At 35.2% G+C, this 13213-nt stretch carries 13 protein-coding genes; 6 read left to right on the top strand and 7 right to left on the bottom strand.

Annotated elements, in window-relative coordinates:
* Positions 1-121: 121 nt before the first annotated feature.
* Positions 122-610: a regulatory protein RecX gene (locus ACFPVY_RS16770; protein WP_379793313.1), complete on the top strand. Its 489-nt coding sequence runs from the start codon at positions 122-124 to the stop codon at positions 608-610.
* A gap of 323 nt (positions 611-933) precedes the next feature.
* On the top strand, positions 934-4146 hold the full coding sequence (locus tag ACFPVY_RS16775; RefSeq protein WP_379793314.1) for a T9SS sorting signal type C domain-containing protein: 3213 nt from the start codon (positions 934-936) through the stop codon (positions 4144-4146).
* A gap of 59 nt (positions 4147-4205) precedes the next feature.
* Here the strand turns inward: ACFPVY_RS16775 and ACFPVY_RS16780 are convergent, their stop codons facing one another.
* From ACFPVY_RS16780 to bioD, 4 genes are all read right to left on the bottom strand, one after another.
* Positions 4206-4685, bottom strand: coding sequence for a hypothetical protein (locus ACFPVY_RS16780; protein ID WP_379793315.1), 480 nt, complete (start codon positions 4683-4685; stop codon positions 4206-4208).
* A 2-nt stretch (positions 4686-4687) separates the two neighbouring features.
* Positions 4688-5845: a beta-ketoacyl synthase N-terminal-like domain-containing protein gene (locus ACFPVY_RS16785; protein WP_379793316.1), complete on the bottom strand. Its 1158-nt coding sequence runs from the start codon at positions 5843-5845 to the stop codon at positions 4688-4690.
* Positions 5846-5912: 67 nt separating this feature from the next.
* Entirely contained in the window at positions 5913-7184 is a 1272-nt protein-coding gene (gene bioA, locus ACFPVY_RS16790; RefSeq protein WP_379793317.1) for an adenosylmethionine--8-amino-7-oxononanoate transaminase, read from the bottom strand.
* Positions 7185-7262: 78 nt separating this feature from the next.
* Entirely contained in the window at positions 7263-7880 is a 618-nt protein-coding gene (gene bioD / locus ACFPVY_RS16795; protein WP_379793318.1) for a dethiobiotin synthase, read from the bottom strand.
* Positions 7881-8043: 163 nt separating this feature from the next.
* On the opposite strand from bioD, the gene ACFPVY_RS16800 reads away from it, so the two are divergent.
* Positions 8044-9135, top strand: a complete 1092-nt coding sequence (locus ACFPVY_RS16800; RefSeq protein ID WP_379793320.1) for an AI-2E family transporter — start codon at positions 8044-8046, stop codon at positions 9133-9135.
* On the opposite strand, the gene ACFPVY_RS16805 is transcribed toward ACFPVY_RS16800, so the two are convergent.
* Positions 9119-10264, bottom strand: coding sequence for an aminotransferase class I/II-fold pyridoxal phosphate-dependent enzyme (locus ACFPVY_RS16805; protein WP_379793321.1), 1146 nt, complete (start codon positions 10262-10264; stop codon positions 9119-9121). The genes ACFPVY_RS16800 and ACFPVY_RS16805 overlap by 17 nt on opposite strands.
* Before the next feature lie 112 nt (positions 10265-10376).
* On the opposite strand from ACFPVY_RS16805, the gene ACFPVY_RS16810 reads away from it, so the two are divergent.
* The 3 genes from ACFPVY_RS16810 to ACFPVY_RS16820 are packed head-to-tail and all read left to right on the top strand — an operon-like array spanning position 10377 to position 11305.
* Positions 10377-10889 carry a DUF2975 domain-containing protein gene (locus ACFPVY_RS16810; protein ID WP_379793322.1) on the top strand — a complete coding sequence of 171 codons (513 nt, stop codon included), beginning with the start codon at positions 10377-10379 and terminating at the stop codon, positions 10887-10889.
* Between the two features lies 1 nt (position 10890).
* Positions 10891-11109 (top strand): helix-turn-helix domain-containing protein, encoded by a 219-nt coding sequence (locus tag ACFPVY_RS16815; RefSeq protein WP_379793323.1) that lies wholly within the window; start codon positions 10891-10893, stop codon positions 11107-11109.
* A 10-nt stretch (positions 11110-11119) separates the two neighbouring features.
* The gene (locus ACFPVY_RS16820; protein ID WP_379793324.1) at positions 11120-11305 is read left to right on the top strand and encodes a GldL-related protein; all 186 of its coding nucleotides are present in this window, start codon (positions 11120-11122) and stop codon (positions 11303-11305) included.
* A gap of 65 nt (positions 11306-11370) precedes the next feature.
* On the opposite strand, the gene ACFPVY_RS16825 is transcribed toward ACFPVY_RS16820, so the two are convergent.
* Together ACFPVY_RS16825 and atpD are read right to left on the bottom strand one after the other, a co-directional pair.
* Positions 11371-11652, bottom strand: a complete 282-nt coding sequence (locus ACFPVY_RS16825) for a FoF1 ATP synthase subunit delta/epsilon (protein ID WP_379793325.1) — start codon at positions 11650-11652, stop codon at positions 11371-11373.
* Positions 11653-11699: 47 nt separating this feature from the next.
* Positions 11700-13211, bottom strand: coding sequence for a F0F1 ATP synthase subunit beta (atpD, locus tag ACFPVY_RS16830; RefSeq protein WP_379793326.1), 1512 nt, complete (start codon positions 13209-13211; stop codon positions 11700-11702).
* Positions 13212-13213 lie beyond the last annotated feature (2 nt).

Genomic DNA, 13213 nt, shown 5'->3' on the forward strand with positions numbered 1-13213 from the left:
ACTTCTAATAAAGTCGTCAAGATGTTATAAATAAGCGACGAATGGTATCAAATTGTAATATTTTAAATCAATCCCAATAAAAAGCCTTGAATTTTATATTTTTACGATCAATATTTTAATTATGAATTACAAATCTTCTGACAAGACGTTTACTTTTGAAGAAATTCTTCGCAAAGCAGAAGGTTACTGCGCTTACCAAGAGCGCTGTCATGATGAAGTAGTTCAAAAATTGAAAACGATGACCTCTTCAGAAACTGTCATTGATAATGCAGTTGTTCATTTGATTGAAAATAATTTCTTGAACGAAGAACGCTTTGCACGCAGTTTCGCCAGAGGAAAACACCGCATAAAATATTGGGGAAGAACGAGAATCGTGCGCGAATTGAAACTTCGAAATATTTCTCGTTATAATATTGACACTGCTTTAAAGGAAATTGATGCCGAAGAATATCTTGAAAATTTCCACAAACTTTCAGAGCGAATTTGGGATTCGATTCACGAAAAGAATATCCAAAAAAAGAAAAAGAAATTTTGCGATTACTTGCTTCGCAAAGGTTTTGAAACTTCTCTTATCTATGAAAAATTAAACGAGTTAATTTCTAAAGATTAGATTTTAGAATTGACTATTTGCCCGATTAATTTTCGAATTATTTATTCAAATTAAATACTTAAATCTGTCTCGATAATCCTATTGGGATTTCAATAACTGTTGCAATTAAAATTTGCTAAAACACATTAAAAACATAACCTTACGTTAAAATAGTAAGTTTTTTCTTTCTTAAATTACGCAAACGTTTTCGTTAAATTGTGCACTTCACCGATGAAAATTCCCACGTCATCGAAAAGTCAAAAAATAGGCAATCCAAAGTGATATTTAGATCCGTACCTCAATATACATTTGCAGTACCCCAAAACAAAATACCACATAAACCTATGAAAAAATTAGTACTTTTATTCGGATTATTATTACCTCTTTTTGGATTTTCTCAAGTTGATTTAGTTAGATGGAACGGCGCTAACAATTCTTTAGCACCAACTACAGCTTCAAATGTTAGTTCTCAAGATATTATTGGAAACGGATCTGTAGCTATTGGCTTTCAAGCTTACGATCAAAATCAGATGTTTTTTCAATCTTCGCCGAACTGGCCAACAAATGAATCTAACGGAGGCGTTATAGACAATTCAAAATACATTCAATTTGTAGTGGGCGCCACTTCTGGCAATCAAATAAATCTACAAAACTTTAAATTTCAAGCGCGTATGCAAGGTGTTGCTGCGAAATTTCAAGTTAAATACTCTAAAGATCAAAACTTTGTAAATAATGTCTATACATTATTAGCAGAAACTAATTTAGCATCAGGCACAGGGACTAATTACACAACTTTTAATTTGGTATTTAATAACGCTATTAATCCGGTAGCGAGTAGTGAAAAAGTTTATGTTCGTCTTTACGCCTATAATACATATGACAGATTAGAGTTCGCTCGTGTTAATGGTCCAAATAACCAAACTCCTCCAACGATTACAGGAACAGTTACCGCAGCCAATCTTCCATGCACACCTCCAGCGAACACACAAGCTTTTGGAGATAACGAATGGAATGGTTATGTATATACTTACACAGCTGATAATACAAATTTTGAAACAGCAACTTATATTGGCACAGTAAAAGAAGATAAAATATTCGAAAGAAATGTTGGTGCTGGTGCGGTAGATGGTAGACCGGGAAGCAGAAACATTCCTTGTGTTTCACCACTTCCTTCTGATAAATTCATGGTGCGTTATAAAATGAAACTTACTATCACTGAAGCTGCAAAATATAATTTTACAGTAACCGGTGATGATGGATTCAGATTATTTGTGGATGATTTAACAACTCCTTTAGTTAACGGATGGACGAATAACAAATCTACAAACGCTGGTTTAAAGGACTTAAGTGTTGGGACTCACAATTTGATCTTAGAATACTTTGAAGGGCCAGGTAATTCTGAATTGATTTTTACTTACGGAAAAATTGCAGGTAATTTTCAAAATTATCCTTTTGGAGTTAATGAATGGAAAGCTTACGGTTTTAGCACATGTAATCAGACAGATTATAATCTAACATTGGATTCTAATACTTACGCAGGATATTACACACAATCAACACTTGATTCTGAATTAGTTTGGAACCAAAACGGATCACCATCAAAAACTTTGGTCGCTAATGTTTGGAATGGCGCTCCGGTTCACAATTATAATTATACACTTTCTTACAGAAGACAAGGTTTTAAATGTGGAACATACCAATTAAAAATGGACAAATGGGATGATGCTGCTGCAGTATATATTTACGACAGTAACAATGTGGCAACCAAAGTATGGGAATATAATGGATATAGCGGCGGAATTTCAAGCAGTAATCAAGGTCTTAAAAATGTTGGGTTACCAATGAACTTAAGCAGTACTTCTAAAATTGAAGTGAGAATGAAAAACAAAGGTGGTGATGGTTCAGTAAAATTGGTACTAATTGAAACTCCTGTCACTTACACAGGTGCATCAATCAACGATATTCAAAACACATCTATAAAAATTGATTCTGATATTACAATCAACGGAAGAATTGACGTTTGTTCTTGCACAGTTGCTTCTGGAAAAACTTTAAAAGTTAATCCAAACTCAGTTTTAAACGTACAAGAAGACATCACTGTTCAAGGTACAGGAAAAATCATCATCGAAGACAAAGGTTCTTTGGTTCAGGTTAATAACGATGCAACTTACACCGGTAATGCTACATCATTTGTGATGAAAAGAAATACCGCTCCGGTAAAAAGATATGACTTTACATATTGGTCTTCTCCAGTAATTGGTGAAACATTATATGATTTATCTCCAAATACTTTGGGTGACAAATATTACAGCTATAATCCAGTTTCTGGATGGATGATTCACTACAATGGAAATGAAGTGATGGCACCTGGTAAAGGTTACATCGTGAGAGCGCCTCAAGAATATGACATCAATAATCCAGCAGTTTACAACGCTACGTTTACTGGAAAACCAAATAACGGAATCATTGCACAGGCAATTGTTGCAAATGCATCTAACTTAATCGGAAATCCTTATCCTTCAGCAATTAGCGCTGACGCGATTTACAATGCAAACAGCGATAAAATTGGCGGAACGTTCTATTTCTGGACTCACAATTCGCTTCCAAGTTCAGCGAATTCTGGGAATGCGACTTACAATTATTCTTCTGACGACTACGCAAGTTATAATGTTTTGGGTGGTGTAAAAACTAAATCAGCTATAACAGGAGGTCAATCTCCAACAGGAAATATCGGTGCTGGTCAAAGTTTCTTTATCGCAGGAAAAACTAGCGCAAATTTAACTTTCTCAAATTCAATGAGAGCTAAAAACGCTGGTGACAACTCTCAATTTTTTAGGACTAGCAACACAACACAATCAGAGGATCTTCCGGTAACAATTGAAAAAAGCAGACTTTGGTTAAATATTTCAAATGAAGCAGGTGATTTTAATGAAACATTAGTTGGGTATATTTCAAACGCTACAAACGGAATGGACGAAGCCTTCGACGGAGCTAATCTTTCTTCAGGTAACACAACTTTATATTCAATCATTGACAGCAATAACTTGGTAATTCAAGGTCGTGCGTTGCCATTCACAAACACAGATGTTGTTCCTTTAGGTATGAAAATCTCAACTGCTGGTCAATACACAATCAACATGGATCAGTTTGACGGATTGTTTTTAAGCCAAAATATTTATTTATTTGACAGTTTAACAAACACAACTCATGATTTAAAAGCAAGCGATTATGTTTTCAATTCTGAAGTTGGAACGTTCAACTCAAGATTTGAAATCAGATATGTAAACGGAACTGAACTTGGAATTGACACACCAATTGTTTCAAATAATGACGTGGTTGTTTACAAATCTGGAAACCAAATCGCTGTAAGAGCAACAAACTTTACAATCGACACGGTTCAAGTTTATGACATCACCGGAAAATTATTGACTTCTGGTAAAAATGTAAATAACAATACTTTTTCAACAACTGGCTTAAATGTTGCAACTCAAGTAGTAATCGTAAAAGTAACTTTAGACGATAACCAAACAGTTTCTAAAAAAGTAATAATGAATTAATGCAAGTTAAGTAAACCCCCCGAAAAAATCTCGTAAGCTTTTGTTTACGGGATTTTTTTTTACAACCAAATTTTTTCAGCTCCGGTCGCATCTAAAATGTCAATTCCAAGAGCAAGTTTAAAGTGTGAAGCTACTTTAAAAGCATCGTCTTTATCTTCAGTTTGATAAAAAGTGATGTACTTATTTCGTGAATCAAAAAGGTTCAACAAAATAACATCGTTAGTAAAATTAGTCGTTGCGGTAATATAATTCACACGTTGGCTTTGCTTAGTTTTAAAAACAGAAACATACTCAAAATCAGGAAGCGCTTGCCAAGAACCAAATTTTACTCCCAAGAAAAAATTGACTTTGCGAAACTTTTTATTTTCCAAATCAATTTCTGAACCTTCAGATACAATCAAAAAACATCCAATCGCCAAGAAAATTACCGAGAAAATATTTCCTGTCGTAAAAAATCCAAGAAAGGCCAAAATGATTAACGAAAAACCAAAAAGCTGTTTTACAAACGGCACTTTTTTAATGTAACAAATAGTTTCCATAATTATGATTTAGAAATTAAAACACTCACCGCATTTCCTCCGAAACCAACGGCGTTTACCAATATTTTTTTAATAGAAGTTCTTTCTTTTTGCGCTTTCGCGTAAGGTACGCCGATGAATTGCTGTTGTTGTATCATCAAAATCGCCATCTCAATATTCAGCATTCCCGAAGCGCCAAATGTATGTCCGATTTTCCATTTGTTTGTGGTTAGCATCGGAAGATTTTCTCCAAAAACAATTTCTATCGCTTTTAATTCAGACGAATCGCCTTTCAAAGTTCCCGGAGCGTGCATTACAATTGCGTCAATTTCATCAAAATTTGTGTCTTTTAAAGCCATTTTCATCGACTTTTGAAAACATTTCGCTTCCGCGGAAATTGAAATACTGTGTTCCAAGATTTCTGTGGCAAAGCCAAGACCTTCGATGTAAGCCAAAGCATTTTCTTTGTGACCAATTTCTAAACAAATTACAGAAGCGCCTTCGCCCAAAACCATCGAATTTTTAGTCTTTTCCATATCAAAAGCACGACACGGAAACTCGTCTTCGCTCTTCGAATAAATCTTTAAAGCGTTCATTTGAGCAATAGTAAAAGCTGTCAACGGAGCTTCACTTCCACCGACCAAAAACTTATTTGCCATCTCAGAACGAAGCCAGGCAACACCGTTTAAAACCGCGTGCAAGCCCGTGGAACAAGTAATGGAGTGCGAAATTTCGGGGCCTTGTGAATTCAAATCGTGGGCAATCCAAGATGAAATATTGCCCAAAGTTGTGGATGGCGAGGCCAAAGTATTGGTTTTTCCGGTTTGCAAAAATTCTTCAAAATGCTTTTCAAATAATTGCGTTGCCCCGCGAGAAGATCCGATATTTATGCCAAAATCATCTCCTTTTTTCCAGCCCGAATTTTCAATCGCTTGTCGCGAAGCTAAAATGGCGTACAAAACCGAATCGTCTAAATGTTTGTATTTGCTTTCAGAATTCTTTAAATCTGCAATTTTATTCTTTAAATCTAAAGGCAATTGGGCCACCAAAACTTCTGAATTTCCGATGTCTCTTTTTGAAATTAAAGTTTCGGGCTTGAGATAATTTTTCCAAATTTCATCAGGAGAATTTCCGAGTGGAGAGATTGAGGAGAATGCGGTAATGGCTATTTTTTGGGACAATTTTATTCTATTTAAAAATCTGACAGGGCTTGAAACCCTGTCAGAGTTAGTTCTATATTGAGCAAATTTAAACTATTTGCAAAGCTTCCTCCACTACTTCATACACTTTTTCCAATTCAGAATCTGAAATAATATAAGGAGGTAAAATATAAACGATGTTTCCAACCGGACGAAGAATCACGCCTTTTTCAATAAAGAAATCGTATAATTTATTTCTAAATTCTCCGTAATAACTGTCTTCATTTCCGGTATTTATTTCCAAAGCAAAAATAACACCGAGAACACGCGTAGTTTTCACTCTTGGATGTTCTTTAATCTTTTGTTGAAATTCCAAATGTTTTTGATTTACATTCCGAATTCCGTTTTGAATTAATGGCGTTTGAAGCAATTCTAAACTTGCCAAAGCCGCCGCACAACCTGTTGGATTTGCTGTAAAAGTATGTCCGTGAAATAAGGCTTTGTTCACATCGTCGTCATAAAATCCGTCAAATAATTCTTGCGTGAAAGTGGTAATCGCCATCGGAATTGTACCTCCGGTTAACGCTTTTGAAAGACACATCATGTCGGGTTGGACTTCCAAGTAATTGCAGGCAAAATTTAATCCGGTTTTACCGAAACCCGTCATCACTTCGTCGGCAATGGTCAGAATATTATTTTCTTGGCAGATGCTCATCAATTTCCCCAACGCAAAAGTTTCATACATCACCATTCCGGCGGCGCCTTGAACCAAAGGCTCAAAAATAAAAGCCGCATATTCGTTGGTTTTTGCCAGTTCTTCTAAAGCTTCAAAACTTTCTTTCTCTTTGCCTTCCGTTGGAACCGGAATTCGAACGACTTCAATCAACGAACTCTTAAAAGCTTCGGTAAAAAAAGAAATTCCACTTGCTGCCATTGCCGCAAAAGTATCGCCGTGAAAAGCGTTTTCAAAAGCAATAATCTTAGTTCGTTTTTCTCCTTTATTATAAAAATATTGAAGCGCAACTTTCAGCGCAACTTCCACTGCGGTTGATCCGTTGTCAGAATAAAACAGCTTTTTTTGATTATTCGGAAGAATTTTCATCAATTGTTCTGAAAGCAAAACGGCTGGCTCGTGGGTGAAACCGCCAAATAAAACGTGCTCTAACGAAGTAAGCTGTTTGTAAATCGCATCTGCAATAAATCGGTTGCTGTGTCCATACGGATTCACCCACCACGAAGCAATCGCATCGATATATTCTTTGCCGTCTTCGTCCCACAAAAGTGCGCCTTCGCCTCTTGAAATTGCAATTGCTGGCTTGACTAATTTATGTTGTGTGTAAGGATGCCAATTGTGTTTTTGGTCTCTTTCTGAAAGTGTCATTTTTATTTTTTTTAGATAAATTAGAGAAAAAACTACCGAATTTATTCTTGCATCTTTTCTCTTTCTTCTATTTTTCTTCTATAAACTTAGTAGATTTTCTCGAAATAAATCAGCGTATTCTTTAATGACATTTTTATCAAAATAAGGTTCATCCTCAATTCTTCCGATAAATTTAAGTCCGGTTTTGCTTAAAATAATTTCTTCGGAAGCTTTGTTTTCGTTTCCGTTAAAAATGATTCCGACGACGTTGATATTTCTATTTTTTAAAGCTTCGATAGTTAATAATGTATGATTGATGCTTCCCAAATAATGTCTGGAAACGACGATTACCTTATGATCTTTCTGAATTAAATCAACAATTGTTTCGTTGTCATTTATCGGAACAAAAATTCCTCCGGCTCCTTCAATTACTAGATTATTTTTGGTTTTAGGTTCAATAATCTTCTTGATATTAATCGTAATTCCGTCTAAATTCGCCGCCAAATGCGGACTTGCAGGAGTTTGCAATAAATAGCTATTTGGATGAATTGTCGTCTTTGAATTTGAGATATATTGTTTCAATTTATGGCTGTCTGAATTATCAACATCACCAGCTTGAATTGGTTTCCAATAATCGGCTTCAAGGCTTTTGGTAACTATTGCAGAAGCTATTGTTTTGCCCACATCGGTGCCGATTCCTGTTATAAATATTTTCATTTTATTCTTATTGTATTTACAAAGATAGTCAACTCGACACAATAGTTTTGGGAATTTAAACTAATGGGAATTTTGTAAGATTTTAATATAATTTTTAGACAACAAGGGATTATTAATCGCTAAATTTGATAGGAAACTAACCCAAATTTAACTCAAACATAAAATGGTCACCACAAAATTCCCGCCTTATGCCAAAGCAGTTTTCATCTCTTTGCTGATCATAATCATCATCTTTTTTATGATTATGGCAAAAGCTATTTTAGTTCCGTTATTGGTTTCTGGATACATTGCGATGTTGATGACCGGTTTTTGTAATCGTTTAGAGCGGTTAAAAATACCCCGATCATTGAGTGCTTTTATCGCTTTATTGCTGATTATTTTGGCTTTTTTAGGAATTATGTACTTCATTGTCACGCAACTTCAAAACTTCAAAGCTGATGTCGAAATGAATATGGAAGAAAAAGTAAACGGTTTCGCCATAAAAATAAATACTTGGGTAAATGACGTCGTGAGTTATGACATGGGAATGGGCAACGGTTTTAAGATGGAAAAAATAATGGCGATGGTTGAAAAAGGCGGGACTAATATTTCTGCTTTATTATTTACTACGATTGGCACGATTTCGAATATTATTTTACTTCCTGTTTTTATTTTTTTCTTGCTTATTTATAGAGATCATTTGGCTGTTTTTGTGACCAAAGTATTTGCAAAACAACGCAATCGAATCCTTTTAGAACATATGGTTTCCATCAGAAAAATTGTTCACGCGTACATTGTTGGAGCAGGAAAAGTGATGATTATTTTGGGAATCGTGAACACAGCCGTACTTTTTGCGCTCGGAATTAAACACGCGATTTTCTTCGGAATGATTGCTGGACTATTAAATATCATTCCTTACGTTGGTCCATTTTTAGGCGCGATAATGCCATTCTTTTTCGCATTACTAACCAAAGACAGTTTGTTTTATCCTTTTGCAGTGGTAGTTGCATTTACTCTCATTCAATTCGCAGAGAGCAGTTTTTTGACACCAAAAATCACGGGTGCAAATGTTAGTTTGAATGCTTTTATCACGTTTTTAGGATTATTAATCGGAGGTGCAATTTGGGGAGTTGTCGGAATGATTTTGATAATCCCAACAATTGCAATCCTGAAAAAATTATTTGAATTGAGCCCGGAAACTGAGCCGTATGCTTATTTATTCGGAGAGGAAGATTCGCAATGGTTCAGGCACCGAAAACCTAAAAAAGAAAGCTAGCCAAAAGTTGCAAAACGCTCGAAACTTCTTCTTTTGAGTTGAAACTATGCAAGCAAAAACGCAATCTTTCTTGGCCTTCAGGAACAGTTGGCGATATAATTGCTTTTACGTCAAAACCTTTTTCTTGGAATTTTAAAGCGATAGTTTTCACATTTTCATTACCCGGAATTATCGCCGACTGAATAGCCGATTTACTTCTCACAAAAATTTGCTTTAACCCAATTTGTTGCTTTTCTTGATTAAAATGAGCAATATTTTCTCGAAGCTTAAAAATTTCTTCTTTTTGGATTTCTAGGTTTTTATAAGCAGTTAAAATTGTCGCAACTGAATGTGGAGACAAAGCCGTTGTATAAATAAAACTTCGGGCAAAATTAACTAGATATTTTTTCAGTTCTTCTGAACCTAAAATTACGGCTCCGTGGCAACCCAATCCTTTTCCGAAAGTCATTATTCGGGCGAAAATTTTTTGTTCCAAATTTAAATCTTGGAGTAAACCTTCTCCGTTTTCGCCAAAAACTCCCAGTGAATGGGCTTCGTCGATTACCAAAAAACAGTTGTGCTTGTCAGATAATTGCGATAAATTTTCTAATTGTGGCGAATCGCCGTCCATTGAAAAGATAGATTCTGTGACGATATAAATTGAAGCGTTTTCAGATTTGTATTTCAGAATAATTTCTTCTAAATCTTCCAAGTCATTGTGTTGAAATTTAAAAGATTTGGCATTTGAAAGCCGAATTCCGTCGCGAATTGAGGCGTGAATTAATTCGTCGTATAAGATAAAATCGCCTCGTTGTGGTACCGAACTGAAAAATCCAACATTAGCATCATATCCAGAATTAAAAATCAGCGAAGCTTCTGAATTATGAAATTTAGAAATAAAATCTTCGGCCAAACTATAAGTGGAATGATTTCCTGATAAAAGTCGTGAACCGGTTGCTCCGTTTTGATTTATTTTTTTTTCTAAAAGCAATTGGTGTGTTTCCTCAAAAATAGTTTCCGAAGTAGAAAATCCCAAATAATCATTGGAAGAAAAATCAACCAAATCACTTTGTTCAGTTAATTTTCTCAACGAATTACTCTGAATTCTTTGCGCTAATTTTTGCGATAAATTTTCTGGAAAATGCTTCATATTTTACAAAGGTAGAAAAGTTGACAAATTAAAAAATTATCGTTTTTTATATTTTTATTATTGTTATTCGATAATTTTTATATATTTGTATCAATCTTAATCTTTAGAACTTATGAAAAAACTTCATTTACTTAAAGCACTTGTTGACTTGTTCTTTTTCTTCTCAGTTATCGTAACAGTCGCATTTTTAATTTTTGTCCCTATGTTTATTTTTACCGATAAACCACTTGATGTTCCGGTGAATGTAGGCGGAGAAAAAGTTTTAGCAATGGATTTTCCTGCAAAGTTGATCTTACTTGGATACACATTTGGTTTCGGATTTTTTGTTTACGGAATCTATTTACTCAAAAAAGTATTAAATCATTTCTCAAAAAGAGAAATCTTTGAAAATAGCGTGATTTCGCTTTTGAATAAAATTGGAATATTCTTTTTGTTGGCTTCATTAATAACGGCAATTGTACATTTCATCGGAAAAATATATTGGGAAGGTGAAGCCGAATTAGGAATAAGCAGTGGCTTTGATTCTTTTCTATTTTCTGCTAGTTTAGGATTATTTTTTATGGTTTTGAGCGAAGTTTTTGCCATTGGAAAAGGTATGAAAGAAGAAAATGAATTAACTATTTGATATGCCAATAATCGTAAATCTTGACGTAATGTTAGCCAAACGAAAAATGCGTTCCAATGAATTGGCAGAACGCATTGGAATGACCACAGCCAATCTTTCTATTTTAAAAACAGGCAAAGCCAAAGCAGTGCGATTTTCTACTTTAGAAGCCATCTGTGAGATTTTAGAATGTCAGCCTGGTGACATCATGGAATTTGTAAAAGAAGAAACACAATTTTAATTTTTATATTATGAAAAACAAGACACTTTATATCTTTTTTATTTTGGGAGCGCTGTTAATAATTGCCGGCGCATTATTGAAAATCGAGCATTACGAAAATGCTGGATTTATCTTGGGAGCAGGACTTGGACTTGAAGTTGGAGCCGTTGCTTTTTTCATTGGAAAGCTAATCGGTATGAAAAACGAAAAGCTATAATTTTGACAAAAACAAAAAAGCCTAACAAATTAATGTTAGGCTTTTTATATCAGAATAAAATCGAATTAATCCACAAGGATATTGATTTTATTATCGTTCATTTCTAATGTTCCAGAGTTGATTGACAAATGATATTTTTTGTCGTCACCAAGGAAAAATTTACCTTCTGCTTCTTTTGAGAATTCAAAGCTATCAGCAGCAATTTTAATGTCACCTTTTGCAAGGATTGAGATAATTGCGGCGTGATGATTCAGCATTTGGAATTCTCCGTCAATTCCTGGAACGGTAACCGAAGTCACTTTTCCTGAGAATAATTTTGCTTCTGGCGATATAATTTCTAAATACATTTTTTTTTGCTTTAGGCTTTAAGCTTTAGGCTTTAAGCTATTAAATATTAAGCTTCTGCCAACATTTTTTGTCCAGCTTCGATAGCATCTTCGATAGTTCCTTTCAAGTTGAAAGCAGCTTCTGGAAGGTGATCTAATTCTCCATCAATGATCATGTTAAATCCTTTGATAGTATCTTTAATATCAACCAAAACTCCAGGAATACCTGTAAATTGCTCCGCTACGTGGAAAGGTTGCGACAAGAAACGTTGCACACGACGCGCTCTTGAAACTGATAATTTATCTTCTTCAGAAAGTTCTTCCATACCAAGAATCGCAATAATATCTTGCAATTGTTTGTATTTTTGAAGAATTTCTTTTACTCTTTGTGCACAGTCATAATGCTCAGCACCAAGGATTTGTGGCGTCAAAATTCTTGAAGTAGAATCCAATGGATCCACTGCAGGATAGATACCAAGCTCAGCGATTTTACGAGACAATACAGTTGTTGCATCTAAGTGGGCAAACGTTGTTGCCGGTGCTGGATCTGTTAAATCATCCGCAGGAACGTAAACCGCCTGTACAGATGTAATAGATCCTTTATTTGTTGAGGTGATACGCTCTTGCATCGCACCCATTTCTGTTGCTAATGTTGGTTGGTAACCTACCGCAGATGGCATACGTCCTAAAAGTGCAGACACCTCAGAACCAGCTTGTGTAAAACGGAAGATATTATCAACGAAGAAAAGAACGTCTTTTCCTTGATCAGTTCCAGCTCCATCACGGAAATATTCAGCGATAGAAAGACCTGATAAAGCCACACGTGCTCTTGCTCCAGGTGGTTCGTTCATTTGACCAAAAACGAAAGTTGCTTTAGAATCTCTCATTCCCATTTTATCAACTTTAGAAAGATCCCATCCTCCATTTTCCATAGAGTGCATGAATTCTTCTCCGTATTTGATAATTCCTGACTCCAACATCTCACGAAGCAAGTCATTTCCTTCACGTGTTCTTTCTCCTACTCCTGCGAATACAGAAAGACCTCCGTGACCTTTTGCAATATTGTTAATCAACTCCTGAATCAATACTGTTTTACCAACTCCAGCACCACCAAATAATCCAATTTTTCCACCTTTTGCATAAGGCTCGATCAAATCGATTACTTTGATACCTGTGAATAAAACTTCAGAAGATGTAGATAAATCTTCGAATTTTGGTGCTTGACGGTGGATTGACAATCCGTTTTCACCAGTTTTTGGTAAATCTCCAAGACCATCGATAGCATCACCGATTACGTTGAATAAACGTCCATAAACGTCTGGCCCGATTGGCATCTTGATTGGATTTCCAGTACCAACAACTTCATAACCTCTGCTTAAACCATCAGTTGAATCCATTGAGATTGTACGAACTGTGTTTTCTCCAATGTGAGATTGCACTTCAAGTACCAATAAAGTACCGTCTTTTTTAGTGATTTCTAGTGAATCATAAATTTTTGGAAGTTCAACATCTTGACCGTTGAAAACAACGTCCACTACTGGACCAATGATTTGAGCAACTTTTCCTATTACTTTTGACATTA

This window comes from Flavobacterium qiangtangense, from assembly GCF_042658345.1.
In the GTDB taxonomy this organism is placed as follows: Bacteria; Bacteroidota; Bacteroidia; order Flavobacteriales; family Flavobacteriaceae; genus Flavobacterium; species Flavobacterium qiangtangense.